The organism is Pannus brasiliensis CCIBt3594 (assembly GCF_036688125.1).
Classification (GTDB): Bacteria; Cyanobacteriota; Cyanobacteriia; order Cyanobacteriales; family Microcystaceae; genus Pannus; species Pannus brasiliensis.
This window is the reverse complement of the sequence record NZ_JBAFSM010000024.1, coordinates 50,204-70,331: the sequence shown is the minus strand read 5'-3', so window position 1 is coordinate 70,331 and position 20,128 is coordinate 50,204. Positions and strand designations below refer to the sequence as shown.

Annotated in this window: 25 protein-coding genes; 10 read left to right on the top strand and 15 right to left on the bottom strand. The window is 52.4% G+C overall.

What is annotated here, in order from left to right; all coding sequences use genetic code 11:
• Positions 1 to 11: 11 nt before the first annotated feature.
• The 3 genes from V0288_RS13725 to V0288_RS13715 form a co-directional block, all read right to left on the bottom strand.
• Positions 12 to 743, bottom strand: coding sequence for an NUDIX hydrolase (locus tag V0288_RS13725; protein WP_332865678.1), 732 nt, complete (start codon positions 741 to 743; stop codon positions 12 to 14).
• On the bottom strand, positions 740 to 1,306 hold the full coding sequence (locus V0288_RS13720; RefSeq protein WP_332865677.1) for a nicotinate-nucleotide adenylyltransferase: 567 nt from the start codon (positions 1,304 to 1,306) through the stop codon (positions 740 to 742). Before V0288_RS13720 ends, V0288_RS13725 begins: the two co-directional genes overlap by 4 nt.
• Positions 1,307 to 1,395: 89 nt before the next feature.
• On the bottom strand, positions 1,396 to 2,733 hold the full coding sequence (locus V0288_RS13715; RefSeq protein WP_332865676.1) for a nicotinate phosphoribosyltransferase: 1,338 nt from the start codon (positions 2,731 to 2,733) through the stop codon (positions 1,396 to 1,398).
• Positions 2,734 to 3,065: 332 nt separating this feature from the next.
• Between V0288_RS13715 and V0288_RS13710 the strand changes: the two genes are divergently transcribed.
• Positions 3,066 to 3,215 (top strand): hypothetical protein, encoded by a 150-nt coding sequence (locus tag V0288_RS13710; RefSeq protein WP_332865675.1) that lies wholly within the window; start codon positions 3,066 to 3,068, stop codon positions 3,213 to 3,215.
• 201 nt (positions 3,216 to 3,416) lie between these two features.
• Here V0288_RS13710 and V0288_RS13705 read toward each other — a convergent pair whose 3' ends face one another.
• The 4 genes from V0288_RS13705 to V0288_RS13690 all read right to left on the bottom strand — a co-directional run bounded on the left by V0288_RS13705 (position 3,417) and on the right by V0288_RS13690 (position 5,286).
• On the bottom strand, positions 3,417 to 3,959 hold the full coding sequence (locus tag V0288_RS13705) for a photosystem I reaction center subunit XI (RefSeq protein WP_332865674.1): 543 nt from the start codon (positions 3,957 to 3,959) through the stop codon (positions 3,417 to 3,419).
• Positions 3,960 to 4,170: 211 nt separating this feature from the next.
• Complete coding sequence (locus V0288_RS13700; protein WP_332865673.1) at positions 4,171 to 4,305, bottom strand: PsaJ protein; 135 nt, start codon at positions 4,303 to 4,305, stop codon at positions 4,171 to 4,173.
• 185 nt (positions 4,306 to 4,490) lie between these two features.
• The gene (locus tag V0288_RS13695; protein WP_332865672.1) at positions 4,491 to 4,868 is read right to left on the bottom strand and encodes a hypothetical protein; all 378 of its coding nucleotides are present in this window, start codon (positions 4,866 to 4,868) and stop codon (positions 4,491 to 4,493) included.
• Positions 4,869 to 4,923: 55 nt separating this feature from the next.
• Positions 4,924 to 5,286, bottom strand: coding sequence for a phasin family protein (locus tag V0288_RS13690; RefSeq protein WP_332865671.1), 363 nt, complete (start codon positions 5,284 to 5,286; stop codon positions 4,924 to 4,926).
• Between the two features lie 278 nt (positions 5,287 to 5,564).
• Here V0288_RS13690 and hemB point away from each other — a divergent pair, with 278 nt between their 5' ends.
• Positions 5,565 to 6,551, top strand: coding sequence for a porphobilinogen synthase (hemB, locus tag V0288_RS13685; RefSeq protein ID WP_332865670.1), 987 nt, complete (start codon positions 5,565 to 5,567; stop codon positions 6,549 to 6,551).
• Here the strand turns inward: hemB and V0288_RS13680 are convergent.
• The gene (locus V0288_RS13680) at positions 6,548 to 7,435 is read right to left on the bottom strand and encodes an RluA family pseudouridine synthase (RefSeq protein ID WP_332865669.1); all 888 of its coding nucleotides are present in this window, start codon (positions 7,433 to 7,435) and stop codon (positions 6,548 to 6,550) included. The genes hemB and V0288_RS13680 overlap by 4 nt on opposite strands.
• An 88-nt stretch (positions 7,436 to 7,523) precedes the next feature.
• Here V0288_RS13680 and V0288_RS13675 point away from each other — a divergent pair, with 88 nt between their 5' ends.
• A complete protein-coding gene (locus tag V0288_RS13675; protein WP_332865668.1) occupies positions 7,524 to 8,330 on the top strand; it encodes a DNA adenine methylase in 807 nt (268 codons plus the stop codon).
• 89 nt (positions 8,331 to 8,419) lie between these two features.
• Here V0288_RS13675 and V0288_RS13670 read toward each other — a convergent pair whose 3' ends face one another.
• Both V0288_RS13670 and V0288_RS13665 read right to left on the bottom strand, forming a co-directional pair.
• Positions 8,420 to 8,776: a Spx/MgsR family RNA polymerase-binding regulatory protein gene (locus V0288_RS13670; RefSeq protein ID WP_332865667.1), complete on the bottom strand. Its 357-nt coding sequence runs from the start codon at positions 8,774 to 8,776 to the stop codon at positions 8,420 to 8,422.
• A gap of 79 nt (positions 8,777 to 8,855) precedes the next feature.
• The gene (locus V0288_RS13665) at positions 8,856 to 9,056 is read right to left on the bottom strand and encodes a hypothetical protein (RefSeq protein ID WP_332865666.1); all 201 of its coding nucleotides are present in this window, start codon (positions 9,054 to 9,056) and stop codon (positions 8,856 to 8,858) included.
• A 10-nt stretch (positions 9,057 to 9,066) separates the two neighbouring features.
• Between V0288_RS13665 and argF the strand changes: the two genes are divergently transcribed.
• The 3 genes from argF (at position 9,067) to V0288_RS13650 (ending at position 11,608) form a co-directional block, all read left to right on the top strand.
• Positions 9,067 to 9,993 carry an ornithine carbamoyltransferase gene (gene argF / locus V0288_RS13660; protein ID WP_422661976.1) on the top strand — a complete coding sequence of 309 codons (927 nt, stop codon included), beginning with the start codon at positions 9,067 to 9,069 and terminating at the stop codon, positions 9,991 to 9,993.
• An 84-nt stretch (positions 9,994 to 10,077) separates the two neighbouring features.
• The gene (locus V0288_RS13655) at positions 10,078 to 11,145 is read left to right on the top strand and encodes an ADP-ribosylglycohydrolase family protein (protein WP_332865664.1); all 1,068 of its coding nucleotides are present in this window, start codon (positions 10,078 to 10,080) and stop codon (positions 11,143 to 11,145) included.
• A 334-nt stretch (positions 11,146 to 11,479) separates the two neighbouring features.
• Entirely contained in the window at positions 11,480 to 11,608 is a 129-nt protein-coding gene (locus tag V0288_RS13650) for a hypothetical protein (protein ID WP_332865663.1), read from the top strand.
• Between the two features lie 124 nt (positions 11,609 to 11,732).
• Here the strand turns inward: V0288_RS13650 and V0288_RS13645 are convergent, their stop codons facing one another.
• On the bottom strand, positions 11,733 to 12,077 hold the full coding sequence (locus V0288_RS13645) for a cupin domain-containing protein (protein ID WP_332865662.1): 345 nt from the start codon (positions 12,075 to 12,077) through the stop codon (positions 11,733 to 11,735).
• A gap of 55 nt (positions 12,078 to 12,132) precedes the next feature.
• Positions 12,133 to 13,080, bottom strand: a complete 948-nt coding sequence (locus V0288_RS13640) for an alpha/beta fold hydrolase (protein ID WP_332865661.1) — start codon at positions 13,078 to 13,080, stop codon at positions 12,133 to 12,135.
• A 787-nt stretch (positions 13,081 to 13,867) separates the two neighbouring features.
• Between V0288_RS13640 and V0288_RS13635 the strand changes: the two genes are divergently transcribed.
• The 3 genes from V0288_RS13635 to V0288_RS13625 all read left to right on the top strand — a co-directional run bounded on the left by V0288_RS13635 (position 13,868) and on the right by V0288_RS13625 (position 16,493).
• Positions 13,868 to 15,295 carry an MFS transporter gene (locus V0288_RS13635; RefSeq protein WP_332865660.1) on the top strand — a complete coding sequence of 476 codons (1,428 nt, stop codon included), beginning with the start codon at positions 13,868 to 13,870 and terminating at the stop codon, positions 15,293 to 15,295.
• Positions 15,296 to 15,483: 188 nt separating this feature from the next.
• The gene (locus tag V0288_RS13630; RefSeq protein WP_332865659.1) at positions 15,484 to 15,657 is read left to right on the top strand and encodes a hypothetical protein; all 174 of its coding nucleotides are present in this window, start codon (positions 15,484 to 15,486) and stop codon (positions 15,655 to 15,657) included.
• A gap of 236 nt (positions 15,658 to 15,893) precedes the next feature.
• Positions 15,894 to 16,493 carry a manganese efflux pump gene (locus tag V0288_RS13625; protein ID WP_332865658.1) on the top strand — a complete coding sequence of 200 codons (600 nt, stop codon included), beginning with the start codon at positions 15,894 to 15,896 and terminating at the stop codon, positions 16,491 to 16,493.
• 141 nt (positions 16,494 to 16,634) lie between these two features.
• On the opposite strand, the gene V0288_RS13620 is transcribed toward V0288_RS13625, so the two are convergent.
• The 3 genes from V0288_RS13620 to V0288_RS13610 all read right to left on the bottom strand — a co-directional run bounded on the left by V0288_RS13620 (position 16,635) and on the right by V0288_RS13610 (position 19,989).
• On the bottom strand, positions 16,635 to 17,888 hold the full coding sequence (locus V0288_RS13620; protein ID WP_332865657.1) for a glycosyltransferase family protein: 1,254 nt from the start codon (positions 17,886 to 17,888) through the stop codon (positions 16,635 to 16,637).
• The gene (locus V0288_RS13615) at positions 17,881 to 19,047 is read right to left on the bottom strand and encodes a nucleotidyltransferase family protein (RefSeq protein WP_332865656.1); all 1,167 of its coding nucleotides are present in this window, start codon (positions 19,045 to 19,047) and stop codon (positions 17,881 to 17,883) included. Before V0288_RS13615 ends, V0288_RS13620 begins: the two co-directional genes overlap by 8 nt.
• A gap of 153 nt (positions 19,048 to 19,200) precedes the next feature.
• Entirely contained in the window at positions 19,201 to 19,989 is a 789-nt protein-coding gene (locus tag V0288_RS13610) for a segregation/condensation protein A (protein WP_332865655.1), read from the bottom strand.
• Here V0288_RS13610 and V0288_RS13605 point away from each other — a divergent pair.
• Complete coding sequence (locus V0288_RS13605; protein WP_332865654.1) at positions 19,988 to 20,122, top strand: hypothetical protein; 135 nt, start codon at positions 19,988 to 19,990, stop codon at positions 20,120 to 20,122. The genes V0288_RS13610 and V0288_RS13605 overlap by 2 nt on opposite strands.
• Positions 20,123 to 20,128: the final 6 nt, after the last annotated feature.

The following is a 20,128-nucleotide window of genomic DNA, read 5'->3' as shown; positions in this document are numbered from 1 at the left end:
ATTTTTTCTCGCTAAACAAAGACTAACGGTTTATCTTTAAACGGGGCGAAGGCTTCCGCGTCGAAGCGATATAAACTAGCGGGACGACCCGCTCCTCTAGAGACTTTCACGCCCATATCCCGTAGAAATCCGAGTTTTAATAGGCGGTTTCTAAAGTTAGAATAATCGGTAAATTCTTTACCGAGAATGGTTTCATAAAATTGATAGAGATCGCCGAGGGTAAAGGATTCGGGTAGAACCTCGAAAGCGACGGGGCTATACTCTAGTTTATTGCGTAATCGTCGATAACCGTAGTCGAGAATCCGATTGTGATCGAAGGCGAGATCGGGAACTTTCTCGATCATATACCACGCGGTATCGTGATTATGATGGGCGAGTAATTCCGCGTCCTCAAAACGCACGATCGCGAAGTAACTGACCGATAGATAACGCACCCCAAAACTATCGATCGATTCCCGGGGATCTCGCTCCGGCCCGCCGAAGGTATATAACTGTTCTAAATAGAGATTTCCGACCCGTATTTTCTCGGCGAGAACGCGATAGGCCGCGGTTTCTAAAGACTCGCCCTCGCGTACTAATGTTCCCGGTAAACCCCAGCACCCGGCGAAGGGTTCTACCGCGCGTTTTACCAAGAGTGCGAGCAGGCGATTCTGTTTGGTATCGACGGAAAAAATTACATTATCTACACCGACTTTAAAATCGGCGAGTTTGAGAGTTTCGGAGGAGTAAAGAGGAGGTTTCACGCGTATAGTTTCTCTCGATAGATGTAATCGCGAACGGGAGGGGTAACGGCTTCGTTATCGCCTTTTTCCCGGTAATCGGTGGAGGAGACGGGAGGGGCGTTGAGATCGGCGATCGAACACCGGGCCCCCAGTGCTTCCAATTGTCGGAGATCTTCGGGATCGATCGGATATCCGGGACGGGGGATGACGAGAATTTTCACCTGTTCCAGTAAGTCCCCGACGCGATACCAACGACGGATCTGGCCGACGAGATCCGAGCCGATCACGAGGGTATAATTCGATCGATCTCCCCAGACTCGTTTGGCTTTCTCGACACTGAATAAACTCCGTCGATCGCTAAAATCTTGTCGGAGATAAATATTCTCTCTCGGCGGATAGATGTCACGGATCAGTAAATCCAGCATCATCGCCCGATGTTCCAAGCCGGTTTGATGACTTTTAAACGGATTATCGGAAGCCCAAACCGCCACTCGATCGAAGTGTTCGGATAACCATTTCAAGATCGCCTGATGTCCCGCGGTGGGAGGATCGGCACTGGTTCCAAAAAGAGCGATTTCAGTCATGAATTTTAGGAGTCAGGAGTCTGAATTCAGGAGTCAGGAGGAGGCGGGAGGTAGGAGGTAAAGTTTTTTCGGGATCGGTTAGGGGGGGATTAAAAACGGGAGAGTAGGGAATCGTGAAGGGTTTGTAACGGTTTCGATATTGTAACGGGTAGGGGCGCGGGGTTATCGAGTTGCCGGGCGATCGGGGGAAGTTCGCGAACGGACTCGCGGGCGCGTTTTTGGATACTTTCCAGATTTTCGGGGGGAGAGAGGCGTTTTCCGTCTTTCATGACGCGTTCGAGTAAGGGGATCTCGCCTTCCTCGGGGGACTCTATCGCTAACCCTAACCGATCGCCGGTGACGATTCCGTTATCGCGGTGACGGAAAATCTGTTTATCGCCCGGATAGGTGGCTTTCTGGCTCGATCGCTTCATGGTGGGGATGCCGTCGATCTCTACCAGCTTATACACCCCGTTAACCGGCGATCCCGTCACCAATCGCGTGCCGATGCCGTAGCCGTCGATACACGCGCCCGCTTTTCGCAGTCGATCGATCTCGTACTCGTCGAGATCCCCGCTGGCGAAAATTTTCGTTTCTGGGAGTAATTGCCGCACTTTCTGGGAAAGTTCGACGAGATCCCCGGAATCTAACCGCACTCCCTTGACTTTTTTCCCGCTCTCGGCTAAACGCTCGGCGGCGGCTAGGGTGTCGTAGGTGTCGATCAATAACGTCGCGCCGGGAAAATAGCGATCGAACGCGGCGAAAGCGTCGTCCTCGCTTCCCTCGATCGCCCCGATCGCCATTACCAGCGAGTGCGCCATCGTTCCGCTCGGTTTCTGTCCTAGTTTTAGGGCGGCCAGAACGTTAGAGGTACTATCCAACCCGCAGGCGATCGCCGCCCGCGCCGCCCACATCGAGCCTTGGGGACTGAAAGCGCGTCTGGTGCCGAATTCCAGTAAAATCGCCTCGTCTCCGGCTATATCCCGGAGTCTAGCCGCTCTGGTGCCGATTAACGTTTGATAGTTAATCGTGTTCAGGAGAAAAGTTTCGACTAACTGCGCTTGCCAGAGGGGTGCGGTAACGCGTAAAAGCGGTTCGTTCGCGAAAATCGTCGTTCCTTCGGCAACCGCGAACACGTCCCCGGTAAAGCGTCCATTGGCGAGGATATTCCAGAATTTATCCGGCGCACCCGTGAAAAGTCCTGTTTTTTCGAGTGCGAGAATCTGATCCTCGCTGAAGTGGAGATTTTCGAGGTAGGAGAGAACCTGTTCGAGTCCGGCCGCGATCAGGTAGCCGAAGCCCTCGGGGAGACGACGGACGAACAGTTCAAAACTCGCCGGGCGATTCTCTAATCCCTCCCCGCAGTAACAGGCGATCATGGTCATTTGGTACAGGTCGGTTAAAAGACCGTACTCGTCGGCGGCGATCGATAAATCCGGGGCGCTCATGGAAGGTATCGGGGAAGAGGGGTCGTCTTCTATTATAGTCGATTTTACCAAAAATGGATCGTTCGATCTCCTAGGGTCTTACTTTTTATGAGGTCGCGCTCGCTCTCGCCCCAGAACATCGATCGCCTACGCGAAACGATAAAAATCTTCGTGAATCGTAAAATTATCGTTAGAAAAAATCAAGGAATAAAACGATTTTTGAATAAGTGTTTCGAGTTTGAGAGCGAAGAAGGAAGGTTAGCAATAATGGAGATAGAAGGGTTGTCGGGTAAAAAGATTTTATCGCACCTTTCTGATTATACCATACAGCGAGATTCAGGGAGGAAGAGGTTATGAATTGGAGAGACAGCCTTCGGGAACTGGTTCAATATCTAACGGAAGGATTCGCCCGTATCTTTAGCCCGAACCTCGACGAGTACCCGGAAGTGGGCGATCAACCCTTCGACGCGGAACCCTATCAAACGCCGAAAAAACAATCCTGATGGCTTGGGAATAGAAGAGTAAGGTAGTCTGGTCGATCGAACCATACTACCTTCGTTGTTTTCTGGTAGGAGTCAGGAGTCAGGAGTCAGGAGTCAGGAGTAAATTAGGAAGTCGGATCGGGGCCACGAAACCCGACATTAACCCCCGGTTGTTGGGTTTTATTTCGTGACCCGCGACCTACTAGAATGGGGAGTAGAAAATTAGGAAAAATAGCCGAAGAAATCCCGACCGACGACGAAATTGAGTAACGCGTAGGCGAAGATCGCGCCACCGATGCCACCGACGAGAAAACCGCTGGCGTATTCGTTCCAACCTTCTTGGGTTTTGTAGGTGTCGGGGACTCCGGGAGTGGTGACGATCGGTTGGGAGGGGGGTTGATGAACGGTCGCGTAAAGGGAGATGGCGATCGTCGAGATCACGATCAGGCCGATGGTGGCAAGGAGCGCGGCGAGATAGGCTACATCGGTATTCCGCAGGGGGCCGAAGACCGCGAAGGGGCCGAGCAACCAGTATCCGTGAGCCATGCCGACTTCTAATCCCCGTCGCTGTGCCGAGAGTCCGCGACGGTAAGCGGGTAGGTTATTAATAAAAATTCTCGAAAAATCGGAAGCGTTTACCGGCGTCTCAAAATTTCCCCGAAAGGGATCGTTAAACGCGGGACGGACGATCTCCCGATTTCTCGGATCGGAGGGTCTTTCTTTGGATTCACCGATCTTTTGAACGAAATTGTTAGAAGTAACCATAGTATTTATCGCCTTTTCTCCCATTGATAGTTTAACAAATTTAGCTATTCCTACCGTGACAGAAATCGCAAAAAAAGAAAACTATCTCGGGTTACTATCTAGATCTACCGAAAGGGATAAAAGATTCGATCGATTCGTCTCCTTTCCTAAAAGAAAGAGAGAAAAAATTTTTTCCCTCGGTATTTTCTGTCGATCTCTAGGTTAAGGAAAACTACGGTAAAGGGTGGAAAAGTAAATCGGGATAGTAAAAATTGATCAGCATCCAGGCGACTACGGGAACGAGCGTGAGAATGGTGGCGAGTACGGGAATGAGGGATAGGTATCTGATAAATCCGGGAGCTTGCATAGTTTTACTTTCCAACGAAGGTCAAACTCACTCTACAGAAAATCGATCGCTCCCGGTCTCTCGCTATCGTTAGAGATGGTTTTCTATCATTTGATTCATTTGTTTTACGAGCGCTAGAATACCGATCGGGCGATAAAAAAGCTCACCCGATCGATCGGTGAGCGAGATAGGATTTATGCGGATAATTACTTTTCGCCTTCCCAGTCGGGACAGTTGGTATCCTGCCAACCGTAGGGATGATAACCGCAGACGAGAAGATTTCCCCCGTAGATATAGCCGTGATAATTCTGACAACCGATGCAGGCGGGGTGCGTGTTCGGGTCGGGATCGATCTTCGGGGTCAGGATGAAATCGGTGGAGTTATCGAACTCGGAAAAGGGAAAATCGCCCGAGAAAAAATCCTCCACCTCGATCGGGATAATCTCTTGAAGGAACTGTTCGATATCGGTGACGATCTCGGTATGAACCTCCTCGAAAGTTCGCGTCACATCCTGAAAAAAAGTTTCGATGCCCACGGTCACGCTCTCGACCACTTCCCAAAAATCCTTCTGCCACTCGTCCATTGTGCTACTCTCGCTCGTTTGTAGATTTCCAAAGCGTCGCTCGATCGAACTTATTTTACTCTTTCTGGAGTCTTCGTAATTCTTCCTGGAGATCCTGCACTTTCTGGCGTAAATCATCCACCGGCGCGGTAGAAGAATTATTTTCCTCGCCTTCATCGACGATCTCGATGCGTCGGGGTTCGTGGGATTTTTCCGGTTCGGCCGGCGAACTCGGTTGCTGTTGCGCTTGTTTAACCAGATCGTCCACGTATTTGCGCGCTTCTTCCGCGGTCATCTCGCCGCGGGATATCATCTCGTCGGCTAATTTCTGGGCTTGATTTTTTAATTCCTGTAAATTTCCTTCCGCTTTCTCCGCCGCGTAGGCGGCGATCCCCACTCCCAGATAGACCGCTTTTTTGACGAGATCATTCAAAGCCATAGACAAAATCCTTACTTACCGCTCTTCCTTCCTAGGATAGACGATTCCCCGGCGGAAATGGGAAGTGGTGAGGGAGTGGGGATTGCCGATTCTCTCGTGTGAAGTTTTATGTAGGAAGGTAACGGTTCGCGGGAAAGATCGATCGCCTTCCCCGCCGTCCTATACCGAGAATCGGACTTTTCCGAGACTTCCAGGGGCGATCGACCGCGTTTGTATCCGGGCTAACCGTCGATTTACACTAAGAATCGCCCTAAAAATTTCCAGTTATCGCGAACGTCATGTTTCCCATCCATCGTCCCCGTCGCCTCCGTCAGACCCCGCAGTTACGCCGCATGGTGAGTGAAACCACCCTCACCGCGAACGATTTTATCTATCCTCTATTCGCCGTCCCCGGAGAGGGTATCGCCAACGAGGTGAGATCGATGCCCGGCGTGTATCAACTGTCGATCGATAAAATTGTCGAGGAAGCTAAAGAAGTCCGCGATCTCGGCATTCCCGCGATCATTCTCTTCGGACTTCCCGAGGCTAAAGACACCGAGGCGACCGGCGCGTGGCACGATCACGGGATCGTTCAACGGGCGGCCACGGCGGTAAAAGAAGCGGTTCCCGATCTCGTGGTCGTGGCCGATACCTGTCTCTGTGAATACACCAATCACGGCCATTGTGGATATTTGCAAGTAGGCGACCTCAGCGGACGGGTGTTAAACGATCCGACTTTAGAATTATTGAAAAAAACCGCCATTTCTCAGGTGAAAGCCGGGATAGATATTATCGCGCCGTCGGGGATGATGGACGGTTTCGTGCGGGCTATCCGCGAGGGATTAGACGAGGCGGGATACGGCGATACTCCGATCCTTTCCTATACGGCGAAGTACGCTTCGGCTTATTACGGCCCCTTCCGGGACGCGGCGGACTCTACACCCCAGTTCGGCGATCGACGTACCTATCAGATGGACCCCGGCAACGCCCGCGAAGCCCTCAAGGAAGTGGAATTAGACGTGTTAGAGGGCGCGGATATGTTGATGGTGAAACCGGCGCTTTCCTACATGGATATTATCTGGCGGATCAAGGAAATGACGAATCTTCCCGTCGCCGCGTATAACGTGTCCGGGGAATACTCGATGATCAAAGCCGCCGCGCTCAACGGTTGGATCGACGAAAAACGGGTTACTTTAGAGACGTTAACCAGCTTTAAACGCGCCGGGGCGGATATTATCCTCACCTACCACGCGAAAGACGCGGTTCGCTGGCTCGCGGAAGGTTAGACGCGTAATTCCGGGGGAGGGGAACAGGTTAGATCGATCGCCTCCCCGGTGGTCGGATGCTGGAAAACGATCCGGTACGCGTGGAGATGATAGCCACAATCCCCCGGTACGGAATCCGGCCGGGGAATTCCCCCCGCGTCGTAGAGGGGATCGCCCAGCAGGGGAAAACCCGCGAACGCTAGATGGACGCGGATCTGGTGCGGTCTACCGGTGAAAATTTCGACTTCTAAGAGGGTGGTTTCCGCGGTACGGTGGAGAACGTTGCAATCACTGCGCGCCGGCAAACCGTCGGGAGCCGCGCCGTAGATATAACCGAGGAGCGGGTGAGGGATTTTGCCGATCGATTCGGTAACGCTAAAAGAATCGGGTATTTCGCCACTACCGACCAAAGCCCGATAGATTTTCCGAATTTTTCGCTCTCGCATCTGTCGGCTAAGATTTCCCCGCGCCTCGCGGGTTCTGGCGAGGAGAACGATCCCGGAGGTACCGCGACCGAGACGGTGGATCGGGAAGGGGGTTTCGTCGGGGTAGGATTTCTGTACTTGGTGGATCAGGGTGTGTTCGAGAAAGCCACCCCCGGCTAAAACGGGCAGTCCGGACGGTTTCGCGACGAGGAGGATATCGCGATCCTCGTGTAGTATGTCGAAAGTGAGGGGGACATCGGGTTCTTCCCACGGGGGGCGATCGTAGGTTAGCCACTGACCGACGCGGAGGGGGTCGTCGGGGTTCGCTTTCCGTCCATCGACGCGGATTTCGCCGGATAGGATACGCTCGCGCCACTCTTCCTCGCTAGAATGGCGATATCGGCTCGTGTAGTACGCTAATAGGGTTAAATCGGTGGGTCGATCGATCCGCTCGCAATACGTCCATCCTCGATTGAACATGAGTGGATTTTTCTGTAGTGTGTTTGTAGTTCGGGATTCTCGGTTTCCAGTGAAAATGTCGCGCCATCTTTAATTTTACCTGTAAAACATGATTAAAAGTCCTTTACGTTATCCCGGCGGTAAATCGCGAGCGATCCCGCAGATTATCGAGCATTTACCCGAAAATTTTTCGGAGTTTCGAGAACCTTTCGTCGGGGGTGGTTCGGTTTTTATTTATTTAAAACAGAAATATCCGGATTTAAAAATCTGGATTAACGATCTGAATACGGAATTATATTTGTTTTGGAAATTCGCCCGATCAAATTTATCGGAGTTAGTAGAAGAGATCCGAAGAGTTAAGCGAACGTGTACGGAGGGGAAAGCTTTATTTCAGGAGTTAACGACGGTGGAGGTCGGGGCATTATCGGAGTTCGATCGAGCGGTGCGTTTTTTCGTTCTTAATCGGATTACTTTTTCGGGAACGATGGAATCGGGAGGATTCTCGCGGGAGGCTTTTTTGACACGGTTTACCGATTCCTCGATCGATCGTTTGGAGAAGTTAGAAAATATCCTCAAAGATATAAAAATCACGAATCTAGATTATAGTGAACTGTTGGAAGCGGAAGGGAAAGACGTTTTTATATTTCTCGATCCCCCGTATTTTATCGCCACGAAATCGAGATTGTACGGCAAAGATGGGAATTTACATACCGGGTTCGATCACGAGCTTTTCGCAGAACGGATGAAAGCTTGCCCGCATCAATGGTTGATTACCTACGATAACTCGCCCCGGATTCGAGAGAATTTCGCTTTCGCCGAGATTTACGATTGGGAACTGCAATACGGGATGAATAATTATAAACAGAAAAGTTCGGCGAAAGGGAAAGAGTTATTTATCCGAAAAATTCGAGAGTGAAAACGAGGAGAGAGATAGAATTCTATCTACCGAAGTTCTGAATAGCGGAAACAATCGATCGCGCGATCGTTAACCCTTCCCACTAGCTTTTAAACGCCTAGTTTTTCCCGTAATTCTCGATCGGTTGCCCGAAAACCGGCTAATACCGCTTTCCCGTCCTTAACGATCACGGGACGTTTGATTAACATGGCATCTTTGGCGAACGCGTCAATCCATTCGTCATCCGTCCAGTTTTGTTTCTCGTCTCCCAACTCGCGATAGGATCGGCCCGATGTGTTCCGCAAGGCTTTAGCGGTTAGAGATTTCACCCAATTCTCGATCGCCTCCCGACCCGGTGGATGTTGCTTCATGTTGATAAAATCATGATCGATATCGTTAGCGACCAACCATTTCAAAGCTTTCTGACAGGTATCACAGTTAGGAATCCCGTACACCTCGATCGACATGGTTTTTCTCCGTTTTCTCTCTGTTTGCTGAAGTTTGGGGGCGTTTGGGCGCAAGCCTTGCGCCCCTACCATATTATGGTTATTTAAATAAAAAACTCTCTTTGTCCTCTCCAAAAAAACACCTCCTGCCTCCTGCCTCCTGCCTCCTGCCTTCTGGATAGCGGTTCCCGTGGGGATTTTTTGCCGGCGCGAGCGGGGGGATACGGGTACAATAAAGGTTTCCCCTTCTGCCTGACGGTCTTCCGGAGAACGGGGAAAAGGCGATTATACCTGCATTCACGAGAGCGAGTATTATGTCAACTTTGAAGGGACGGGATGTTTTAAGTATTGCCGATTTGAGTACGGAAGAGCTTCGGGAAGTTCTCGATCTGGCGGCAAAGCTCAAAAGTGGCGAGATCGCGCCTAATTGCCGTAAAGTTTTGGGTTTACTATTTTATAAAGCCTCGACACGGACGCGGGTTTCGTTTACCGTCGCCATGTATCAACTGGGGGGACAGGTGATCGATCTCAATCCCAGTGTTACCCAGGTGGGGAGAGGGGAACCGTTAGCGGACACGGCTAGGGTTCTCGATCGCTATCTCGATATTCTCGCCGTCCGCACCTTCAAACAGGAAGATCTGGAAACTTTCGCCAATTACTCGGAGATCCCGATTATTAACGCGTTGAGCGATCTGGAACATCCCTGTCAGATTATCGCCGATTTACAGACGATCGAGGAAACTTTCGGCACGTTATCGGGAATTACCTTAACTTACGTCGGCGATGGTAATAATGTCGCCAATTCGCTGTTATTGGGTGGCGCGTTGATGGGGCTAAACGTTCGGATCGCTTGTCCGGAGGGCTATCGGCCGGATATCTCGATCGTGGAGAGGGCGAAAGCGATCGCGACAACTACGGGAAGCGAGATTGTCATTACCGATGATCCCGTAGAGGCGGTTAAGGGGGCTAAGGCGGTCTATACGGACGTGTGGGCGAGCATGGGACAGGAAGATCTAGCGGATGCCCGAATTCCGATTTTTCAGCCCTATCAGGTCAATGATGAACTGATGAGCCACGCCGATCGAGACGCGATTATCCTCCATTGTCTCCCGGCCCACCGCGGCGAGGAAATCACCGATCGCGCGATCGAGGGGAAACAGTCCCGCGTCTGGGATCAAGCGGAAAACCGGATGCACGCGCAAAAAGCGTTGATGGTGAGTTTATTGGGTTTACTGTAATTCGATCGAGGTTGGATTTTCATCGCGATCCAACCTCTATTGTAAGGTTTATTCTTCTGTATCAATCGCGATCGGATTAACCTCATGTCGAGTGGTTTAACGCGCTCGGAACAGTTAAAAGGTTGTCTCTTGGGAATGGCGATCGGCGATGCCCTAGGACTTCCCTACGAAGGTTTATTGCCCCGTCGTGCGCTGAAATTATTCGGGCCGCCGGATCGTTTTCATTTGTTGGGTTCCTACGGGCTAGTTTCCGATGATACGGAACACGCTTGTATAACGGCTCAAGCGATTATTTCCAGTGGCGGAAACACGGCTATTTTTTGTCGGGAATTAGCGTGGCGGTTACGCTTTTGGTTGTTGGGATTACCCGCGGGGATCGGTTTTGCAACCTTGCGAGCTTTGCTAAAACTTTGGCTAGGATTTCCCCCCAATCATTCCGGTGTTTTTTCCGCGGGAAACGGCCCGGCGATGCGCGCTCCGATGTTAGGAGTTGCTATTAAAGATAGAGAAATATTGCGGGAATTGGTTCGCGTTTCGACTCGTTTAACCCATACCGATCCGAAAGCGGAACAGGGAGCTTGGGTGATCGCTTTAACAACTCGTTTGGTCTGTGAAAGCGAAATCGTGAATCCTGAAGAATTTTTAACCGTAATGGAAGCGTTTTTAGGGGAAGAGGCGGAGGAATTATTAGGGTTACTGCGTCGCGCGGTGGCTAGTGTCGGGGAAGGGGAATCTACTAGAGAATTCGCTCGGTCTTTGGGATTGGAACGCGGGATTACCGGCTATATATTTCATACCGTACCGATGGTTATTCACGCTTGGTTATCCCATCCTCGCGACTACACGGGGGCGATTCAATCTTTAATTGAATGCGGGGGCGATACGGATTCAACGGCCGCGATCGCGGGCGGAATTTTAGGCGCTAGTTTAGGAATGTCGGCAATCCCCCGACAATGGTTAAGTCATTTGGGAGAGTGGCCGAGAACCGTTCGTTGGATGGAACGTTTAGCGGACACACTGGCTGTTACGATTAGTACCGGTCAAAGGTCGCGTCCTCCCGGTCTACCATTGATAGGATTATGGTTACGGAATCTAGGGTTTTTAGCGATCGTTCTCGGGCATGGATTACGACGTTTAGCCCCTCCTTATTGACGGATTGATTTCCGTGGTTCGGGTCGATCGAGTGATAAAAAAACGAGATATTTTAGTTATATCGCCGCGGTGAGTGAATATTCATTCTTGGGCGGTTATTCAAGGCAATTGACCATGACATCGGGAGAAAGATCTCCCCGACTCGAAACACGAGGTGCCGCCTTAGAATCGGAAATGGCGTGAATGAAACAGATTCTAACAGATTTGCCTCTAAAAAAAGATCCTTGATGCTTAAAAGTTGCCGGTAGTTGTGAAAACGATCCCACCTTCTAGGACGCGGTTCTTTTTGGAAAAGAAGGGCGAGAATCCGCTGAATAGCTCCCTAAAAAAACCGATGTATATTCTAGATACCCACCATCTCGGTCTTATTCAGCGCGACGGACAGGAGGGAAAGCGACTACCGGGAAACGGCGAATCCCTCTTGTCGTTACATTTCCCCACTCACAACACGGGCTATTGGTAGATGTCAACCCAACCTACCACGCCCTAGATCGCTGTCCCGATCGACTTGTCGCGGAATAACTTTTGAAAAAAGCCGAGAAGAGTTGAGAAACGTCGCGAGCGGGTCGCCGGCCGAACTCGATCGCTCACCCGATGTCATCTCGCCCGTGAATCCCGGCCGGCGGACAGGTCGCTTCCACGGCCGTGAAGGGTTCGAGAATTCTGTAAGTATGGTTCGCGCCCTCCGGCACGATCCAAGAGTTCCCCGGTTCCAGCACGATCGTCTGACCTTCGAGGTGCAGTTCGGCGCGCCCGGCGATCACGTACCCTACCGTTTCGTAAGCTCGCGCCCCTTCCGGTTTCGGCTCTCCGGGCTGTTCGTCCTCCCAGAGTCGCATGGAGAGTTTTTTGCCGAGGGCGAGATATTTCTGCCCCATTTCTCCCTTCGGAGAGGTGCGCGAATCTACTTTGATAATCGTTGTATCGCTCATGATCGTTTCCTCTCGAATATAGTTGATGTCGCTGACCGTGGACGGGGTGGAAGAATTATCGATCGGGAACGGTTCTCGCCTCGAATCGGGAGGGGCTACCGTCGGCTTTTTCGAGGAGCGGTAAACATTTTCGGATCAGTCCGATCGTGACCGCGGGAAGTTCTAGTTGTGGCGTGAACCCAACGTCTTCGAGGTACTCGAAAACCCGGACGGCCTTCGGATTCATCGCGGCGAGACGGCGACCCACATCGGGTCCGGTAAACTCCGATCGCCGCCCCCAGATCAGTGCGGTAGGAACGGTTAATTCGGAAATGTACCGCGATAGATCGAAGCAGAGATCGCCACGGACAAAGGCGAGAGCGGCGTATTCGGCGTTCGGTTGTCGTGCGGACTGGAGGTAAGCCTCGACCATTTCCGGCGATACCCGTTCGGGGCGGGCGAACTGGCGTTGCTCCAGAAAATTCCGAATCCCCCCGGCGGTCGCCACTCCCGTCCCGTACAGGAATCGATCGAGCGCGGGAATCCGGACGATCCCGGCGAAGAAGCTATCGGCGTAGTTTTTGCCGAACTCGGATAAACCGGCGGCGGTGGTGAGAATTAACGATTTAAAGAGAGCGGGCCGGGCGATCGCCGCGCGGATGGTGAAAGCCGCCGTCAGGGCCGAGGCGATTACCGTTGTCGGGCGATCGACGCTTTTTTCCACGAACTCGACGATCGTGGTGATGTAATCGTCGATCGTGTAATTCCGGGCGGGATGATCGGAGCGTCCCCAACCGATCAGGTCGGGAGCGAGAACGCGATAATCGGCGGCGAAGGCGGGATATACTTTCGACCATTCGTAGGCGGAAGACCCTCCCCCGAAGCCGTGCAGGAAAATTAGGGTTTCCGCCCCGGTTCGACTCGTGGCGGCGTTCGTCCAGGGTTCTCCTTCGGCGGTGTAGTAAACGATGTTTCCCAAGGAGGTGGAAAGCGAGTGTTGACCGAATCCGATGGGTAGAAACATAAGAGTGACCGATGGATAGTTTTGGGAACGGGATTCGCGACCTTTTCCCGTTTTCTCTCGAAATTCCGTATTTTCAAGATCGGGTCGGAAACCCCCGTGAATTGTCATCGTTGTCTCTAGGGATCAGCCTAACTCGATCGCCGGCGTTTTTTCTCTACCCGAAGAATAGCTATTCGGCGCTCTCGATTTTGCCTTTCGCTTTCATCCCCCGTAAGGAGGATAGAACTTCGGGCGCGAGGTTCGCGCCCTCTCTTGGATAAGATAAGCTTGTCACCATAAACCCGAGAGAGGATAAATCGTTGTCGCACCATCCCTAGGGCGCTTAGAAAATTGGGATTAAACCTGTTATGAAAATCGATTTTCATCCTCGGTTGTTAACGCTAGTCTGGCTAGTTTCCTGCAAAAGTGAGAATTGAAAGTATCATTCAATTTAAAACCGATCGTTTTAGGAATATTGAGAGGAAAGATCCGGCTTTTATACGCTTAAAAACTTTTGACTTCTCCTTTCTCCTCCTGACTCCTGACGCGAGGGCGTTTCCCGAAGGGAGGGTTCGATCGCCTCGATTTTTACCGGTCTGTCACTTTCCGGGCGTACAATAGGGTTCGATCGCTTTCGATCGTCAAAATTCGCCCCGATCGCTCGATATTTTTTCGCTCACCCCCTTACTTCCCGAGTTGCCGAGATCGGGGAAGATACCGAATATCCCCGACGGAACCGACGTTTCTTCCGAAAGCTCGCGGGATACCGGCTCGAAACGCGGGGATACAAGATTCAGGAGGCCCCTAGGTGACGACCGCGAGTTCCCCCCAAGAGATGATGGAACAGATGGTAGATAGGACGCGCGCGCGTCCTATCCACTATCGACTCTGGTTGGTTTCCACCGGCGGAACCTTTATCGATGGGTTCGCCACTTTCATGACGGGGATCGCGATCCCCTTACTCAAAGCTAGGTTCGATCCCGATCCGACGCTGATCGGGTTGTTGGGAGCGTCGCTCGTTTTAGGGGCCGTACTGGGAGCGTCGGCCGGGGGCGCGTTGAGCGATCGCCTCGGACGCAAGATCATCTATCTCGCCGATATGTCCCTGCTGGGTGTGGCGGCTTTGCTGTTCGCTCTCGCCCCGAATTTCCCGTTCATGATTCTCTGTCAGTTTCTCATCGGGATCGGCATCGGTATGGATTTTCCCGTGAGTAGTTCCTACATTTCCGAGTTAATCCCGAAAAGCCGACAACGGCAGATGCTGGCGGCAACCATTACCTTTCAGGCGATCGGCGAGATTACCGCCGCCCTGCTCGCCTGGCTCATTCTCGCCCGCGTCGATTCTCTAGGAGCGTGGCGTTATCTCGCGGGGGCGACGGCAATTCCCGCGGTGGTTACGTTCGTCGCGAGATGGTCCGTTCCCGAAAGTCCCCACTGGTTGATGGAAAAAGGACGTAACCGCGAGGCCGCCGAGGCGATCGCCAGAATTCTACCCGAAGAAAAATCGCGGTTAGAACAGCTAGGACAGGCCGCGGGTGAGCTAACCGAACGGGTAACGGGAAAAACGACGGAGAAAAAAGCGGATTACAGTCTGTTATTCTCGCCCCGATACCGGAAAATAACCATGTTAACCGCCGGCGCTTGGTTTTTCATGGATATCGCCACTTACGGGGTCGGTCTATTCACGCCGATTATCCTCGGTTCGTTAACCCTCGGTTCGCTCCCCGACGTTGCGGGAATGAATCTCATCGCCCGCGAGTTCGCCACCGATAAGGGGAGCGGTATCGTCGATATTTTTCTCCTGCTCGGCTTTCTCCTCGGTATCCGGTTAATCCGCTCCTTCGGCCCGTTCCGTCTGCAACTGCTAGGATTCGCGGGGATGGTGGCGGGGATGCTGGTGCTGGCCCTCGCCTCCAGTTTGCCGGACACCGCCGGTTCCCGATTGGGGTTAATCTATCTGGGATTTATCGTTTTTAATCTCTGCATGAACGCGGGGCCGAACACGACCACCTTTACCCTACCGGCGCAATTATTCCCCACCCGGATCAGAGCCTCCGGAAGCGGTCTAGCGGCCGCCTGTGGCAAAGTGGGAGCGACGTTAGGAATTTTTTTCCTGCCCGGTCTTAAAGCCTCTTTCGGTATTTCCGGGGTGCTGATTTTAATGGCGATCGTCTCCGGTTTCGGTTGGCTAATCACGTTTATTTTCCGACCGAAACGCCCGTCCTCGATCGCTTGAACTTTCCCGCTATATTTTAGAGAAAACTAGGAGTGACGATGTTCAATACGGGGAATCGATCTCTGTCACGCGTTAGAATCGAGGGATCTACACTATCCCGCGGTTAGTGAAGCTCAACGACAACAACTCCCACCGGCGAAATAAACACTAGAAAAAAATCAACTCGATCGCTCTCGCGACTATCTTTGATGATGAATTCAAAAACGATTATCTTTTCTATACTTTTCGTCCTCGTCCTGTTCACGGGAATCGTCCTAATTCTCGATATCGACTTCGCGCGGTGGTTTACCTGCACCGGACCCTTCGCGAATCCACAGGATAAAGCTTCCGAGGTCTGTAAACGTTTAGAAAACGCCCCGTGAGCGCTTATTCTATACAAGTTTTCTAGGCTCGTAAACGGGTTTTCAGATGGACGATCCCCGGCGGCAGATCCGAGTGTCTGTATTTTAGCGTTTAGGAGAAAGGCTGTACCGAGACCGCCCGGCGATCGATTAGACCGTTTTTTCAATTTTCGATTTTTTTTCAATGTCATCAGCCTGACACTTTTATAGAGTAAACTTTCACCTAAATTTAACGGGCGATTTCAAAAATTAGCAAGGTGTCTATCAATTTTCTTCTCCTCGAACGCGAACTTCCCTATCTACTAGCGATAGCGATCGCCTCGAATTTAGATAATCTCGGAATCGGACTCGCTTACGGTATCGCTCGCATCCCGCTCCCCCCTCTGCCGAACGCGATTATCGCGATTCTGTCGGGTCTCGTGACCTATCTAGCGATGGTTTTCGGTTCTTTCACCAGAGAAATATTATCCCGCGGTCTCGCGAACGATCTCGGAGCGCTCACTCTCGTTGTTATCGGTTTTTGGGTCGGTCGGGAAACGACCGCGGCGCGGTGGAAAGAACTTTTTCTCGATCGCTTCCAGCGAGTCTTACAGAGAGCGGGAATCTTGACGGTAAAATTCCCGGTGAAACGGGAATCGAGAAAAACAGAAACAGAACGCTCGCCGCGTCGTTCCGGCCGTGTCGAGCGTTGGCGACAGATTACATTACTGGGTTTGGCCTTATCTCTCAACGCGATCGCCGGGGGATTCGGCGCGAGTTTGGCCGGCCACGATCACCCGATCGATCGGATGACGATTCCGCTCGCCATCGCGGTATTCAGTTACGTGACGATCGCCGTCGGCCAGAATATAATATAGCCTCTCGGTTAAACACCCGCCGGGTTAGCGCTCTCTCCCCAAAAATCGCGGGGTTACTATTCCCGAATCCGTGAATGAAGCGCTAAGGGCGTTGATAGAATCGATGTCGCGGCTAACGAGTAACGAGACGGTCTAACAAGATCACGATCGAACCGATTCCCGTTCTAGCGCCAATTCCGCGACGATACTCGCCAATTTATCCACCGCGCCGGATTCGCCCCGGACGGAACGCAAACGTTGACGGATCGCCTCTAATTTTTCCGGGTTTTCTAACCAAGACAGCGCGAGATCCGCCACCTCCGCCGGTGTTAACTGTCCTAATAGTTCGGGGACGATCGCTTCCCCGGCCCAGATATTCGGCCACGCGTACAGACGATTCTTCCGGAGCATCACTACATTAATCAACTTGGCGAAAGTCGATCCCACCCCCGGTAAATTGGCCAGAAGTCCGGGCAAACCGTCCCACGTCCGCATCGCGTCCAGTTGTTGCGTCGGCAGTAACACGATCATCGGGATACCCAACGCGCCTAACTCCGCGGTATTCGCGCCCACGGTGGTTAACGCGAAATGACAGCGCGCCAGATGGTTATGGGCGGGAAAATCGGTAAATAGCTCGACTTTTAACCCTCCGGACGTTTCTAAATAGGAAGTCTCTCCCTCGACGATTTTCGCGCTAGTCCAGCCCGTTTTCGGAATCATTTCATTACATTCCGGATCGGCGAAGCGGGCTAACGTTTTTAGATCGATCGTCGGGGCGACGGGAATGAGGAATTTCGTCCGGGGATCGCGCGCGTGGATCTCTTCAGCGATCGATAACGTCAACGGTACACCCTGAGCGAGTTTCCCCGGTTTCGAGCCGGGGAGGAGGGCGATCGTCGGTGTTTCGGCCCGATCGCTCGCGGTGGGCAGATCCACCATTAAATCGCCGATAACGCTCAATTTATGGCGGTATTTCTCCGGGATCGCCTGTAAAACCCGCTCGTTCATCACGCCGAAGCGATCGATCCCCCGATACCAGCGCGCCTCCCACTCCGCGTAGATCGCCGTCCGATAGCCCAACCGTTTACCGATCACCAGCGTGAAAAACTGATCGCCCCCGAGGAAGAGAACGATTCCTTTCGATCGCCAATCCCAATTTTCCGCCGTTTTCCCCCATAACAAAAAAGGAAAAAAGCGATCGGGCGATTGAACCCGATCGACCTCCGGATAGCGTTTTACTACCTCCGTTTCCGCGCCCATCGCGTGGGTGCAGGGGGAGAGAACCACCGAGATCCGGACGAGGGAGCGATCGTTTCCTAATTTTTGTCGCAAGGACTTGACAACGGGACGCACCCATGTAGAGATCTCGCCCGGCCCGTTGGAGAGAATGAGAATATCGATCGGTTCTTCAAACATTCTCGGTCTGGAATAACGATTCGATCGCCTTGATCTTCGGATTATCCCGCTCGATGAGAACTTTCCGGCTATCGGTGATCAGCCAATCGAGCGCGGCCGCTTCCACGTCGATCGCGGCGCCCGTTTTATCCACGCAGTAGCGTCCGAACACTAACTTATCGACCAAACGCACCTTCGGCCCCAAACGCGAATACTCGAAAATGACGCTATTATCCACCGTCGCGCCGGCGCAGATCCAACAGTTCGGGCCGATCATGCTGGGGCCGACAATTTTCGCCCCGTCCTCGATTTTCGTCATCGCGCCGATATAAACCGGCCCGGTAATGTCCACCTTATCCCAGTTCACGCCCACGTTTAACCCCGTGTAGATGCCCGGTTTCACCTCGATGCCGGGGATATCCACGTTTTTAATCTCCCGCGAGAGGACACCGCGGATGGCGTGCCAGTAATCGGGGACTTTCCCGATATCCACCCATTCAAATTCCATATTCAGCGCGTAGAAAGGCGCGCCTTTCTCGACCAATTTCGGGAAAAGTTCGCCCCCGATGTCGTATTTTTGATTGGGGGGAATATAATCGAGGATTTCCGGCTCGAAAATATAAATCCCCGTGTTGATACAGGTACTTAACGCTTCTTCTACCGAGGGTTTTTCCTGGAAACTTTGAATCCGTCCTTCCCCGTCGCTGACAACCACCCCGTAACTCGATACCTCTTCTCGGGGGACACTTTTGGTGATCACGGTAGCGATCGCCCCTTTTTCCCGATGCCAACGGACGGCGGAAGTTAGATCGAGATCGATGAGCGCGTCGCCGCAGAGAACCACGAACGTATCGTCGAAAAACGGGTTAAAGTCCTGAATTCTGCGTAATCCGCCCGCCGATCCCATCGCGTCGCCGATTAATTCGCCATCCTCGATCCGTCCCTCGAAAGAATAGCCGATCTGTACCCCGAATCTCTGCCCGTCGCGAAAATAACTCTCGATCTCTTCGGCGAGATGGCTAACATTGACCATGATCTGATCGAAACCATGCTGACGGAGCAGTTCTAACAGGAATTCCATCACCGGCTTCTGCAAGATCGGGATCAGGGGTTTGGGAATCGTGTGGGTGATCGGCCGCACGCGAGTTCCTTTTCCGGCCGCCAGAATCATGGCTTTCATGAATGCTTACTTCCTTATCGCTATCGGAGAGTGGATGAGTCATGCCTAGTGTATCACTATCGGCTCGGAATCCGGAAACTCGTTATACCCATAGGACACGCGCCGCGGGGACCCGATCGGGGGGGCTTCGTAACGAGCGTTACCGGCCTTTTTTTAGGCGCTCAAAAGCGATCGCCCGATCGGGCAGATCGTCAGATCTTGATAGAAATCCGCTTGAAAGAGTTCCACTTTCGATTGGGAGGCGAGGAGAAGTAACGCCCAAAAGAGCGCGACTTTTTCTTTGTCCGCCGATTCAGGAGCGAGCGGGGATTTCTCCTCTTTCCACAGTTGCAATAATCGCTCGAAATCTAGGCTATTATGACCGAAGATAGCGAATTTTCCGCTTAAAAAAACATCTAACTCTTCGGCGAGTTCGGTTAAATTTTCCTGATGGGCTAGGTGGGTGATGATCTCTCTGGCTTCCCGTCGCGATTGGGGGCGCGGTTTGGTGTTGAGGGTGGGAACCGCGGGTAGGGATTCGATCTCGGCGGCGATCTGTTCGAGTTGGGCGATTAATTCCGCGAGGGTGACGCGACGTTTACGGGGAGGGGGCGCGGCGGTTCGTCGGCGGATATGATTTTCGAGATAGCGCGGGAGCGATCGCAATTCCTCGTCGAGATCGAGAAGTTCTTCCTCTAGGATGATTTCTTCCGCTTCCTCGATCGAGAATCTTTCGAGGGTATCGGCTTTAAATAAAACTAACATCGAAGCCCATAGAAAAGCCTGGCCCGATCGGGGCAGGTTCGCGCGCGCGAGGGTGAGGTCGAGATCGTCCGCGAGTCCTAATTCCGCGAGAAAGCGATCGATCACGTCAATTACTTGAACATCCCACGGATCGATCTCTCCGGTTTCGGCCATCTCTAATAAAGAGGCGATCGCTTCACTGGCGGATGTGATAGTCATGGTTATCTCGGGAGGCAGGGGGCAGGAGGAGGCAGAAGGCGGGAGGCAGAAGGCAGGAGACAGGAGACAGGAGACAGGAGACAGGAGACAGGAGACAGGAGACAGGAGGCAGGAGACAGGAGAAGGCTTTTAGTTTTTT

What these genes read in the sequence shown, in the direction of transcription:
- V0288_RS13705 (WP_332865674.1), bottom strand. Translation starts at nt 3,959, where the DNA reads ATGGTTACTTCTAACAATTTCGTTCAAAAGATCGGTGAATCCAAAGAA.
- V0288_RS13680 (WP_332865669.1), bottom strand. Translation starts at nt 7,435, where the DNA reads ATGTTCAATCGAGGATGGACGTATTGCGAGCGGATCGATCGACCCACC.
- V0288_RS13615 (WP_332865656.1), bottom strand. Translation starts at nt 19,047, where the DNA reads ATGAAAGCCATGATTCTGGCGGCCGGAAAAGGAACTCGCGTGCGGCCG.
- V0288_RS13620 (WP_332865657.1), bottom strand. Translation starts at nt 17,888, where the DNA reads ATGTTTGAAGAACCGATCGATATTCTCATTCTCTCCAACGGGCCGGGC.
- V0288_RS13675 (WP_332865668.1), top strand. Translation starts at nt 7,524, where the DNA reads ATGATTAAAAGTCCTTTACGTTATCCCGGCGGTAAATCGCGAGCGATC.
- V0288_RS13640 (WP_332865661.1), bottom strand. Translation starts at nt 13,080, where the DNA reads ATGTTTCTACCCATCGGATTCGGTCAACACTCGCTTTCCACCTCCTTG.
- V0288_RS13695 (WP_332865672.1), bottom strand. Translation starts at nt 4,868, where the DNA reads ATGGACGAGTGGCAGAAGGATTTTTGGGAAGTGGTCGAGAGCGTGACC.
- V0288_RS13650 (WP_332865663.1), top strand. Translation starts at nt 11,480, where the DNA reads ATGTATATTCTAGATACCCACCATCTCGGTCTTATTCAGCGCGACGGA.
- V0288_RS13720 (WP_332865677.1), bottom strand. Translation starts at nt 1,306, where the DNA reads ATGACTGAAATCGCTCTTTTTGGAACCAGTGCCGATCCTCCCACCGCG.
- V0288_RS13700 (WP_332865673.1), bottom strand. Translation starts at nt 4,305, where the DNA reads ATGCAAGCTCCCGGATTTATCAGATACCTATCCCTCATTCCCGTACTC.
- V0288_RS13670 (WP_332865667.1), bottom strand. Translation starts at nt 8,776, where the DNA reads ATGTCGATCGAGGTGTACGGGATTCCTAACTGTGATACCTGTCAGAAA.
- V0288_RS13655 (WP_332865664.1), top strand. Translation starts at nt 10,078, where the DNA reads ATGTCGAGTGGTTTAACGCGCTCGGAACAGTTAAAAGGTTGTCTCTTG.
- V0288_RS13645 (WP_332865662.1), bottom strand. Translation starts at nt 12,077, where the DNA reads ATGAGCGATACAACGATTATCAAAGTAGATTCGCGCACCTCTCCGAAG.
- V0288_RS13610 (WP_332865655.1), bottom strand. Translation starts at nt 19,989, where the DNA reads ATGACTATCACATCCGCCAGTGAAGCGATCGCCTCTTTATTAGAGATG.
- hemB (WP_332865670.1), top strand. Translation starts at nt 5,565, where the DNA reads ATGTTTCCCATCCATCGTCCCCGTCGCCTCCGTCAGACCCCGCAGTTA.
- V0288_RS13630 (WP_332865659.1), top strand. Translation starts at nt 15,484, where the DNA reads ATGATGAATTCAAAAACGATTATCTTTTCTATACTTTTCGTCCTCGTC.
- V0288_RS13690 (WP_332865671.1), bottom strand. Translation starts at nt 5,286, where the DNA reads ATGGCTTTGAATGATCTCGTCAAAAAAGCGGTCTATCTGGGAGTGGGG.
- V0288_RS13605 (WP_332865654.1), top strand. Translation starts at nt 19,988, where the DNA reads ATGGTTATCTCGGGAGGCAGGGGGCAGGAGGAGGCAGAAGGCGGGAGG.
- V0288_RS13710 (WP_332865675.1), top strand. Translation starts at nt 3,066, where the DNA reads ATGAATTGGAGAGACAGCCTTCGGGAACTGGTTCAATATCTAACGGAA.
- V0288_RS13715 (WP_332865676.1), bottom strand. Translation starts at nt 2,733, where the DNA reads ATGAGCGCCCCGGATTTATCGATCGCCGCCGACGAGTACGGTCTTTTA.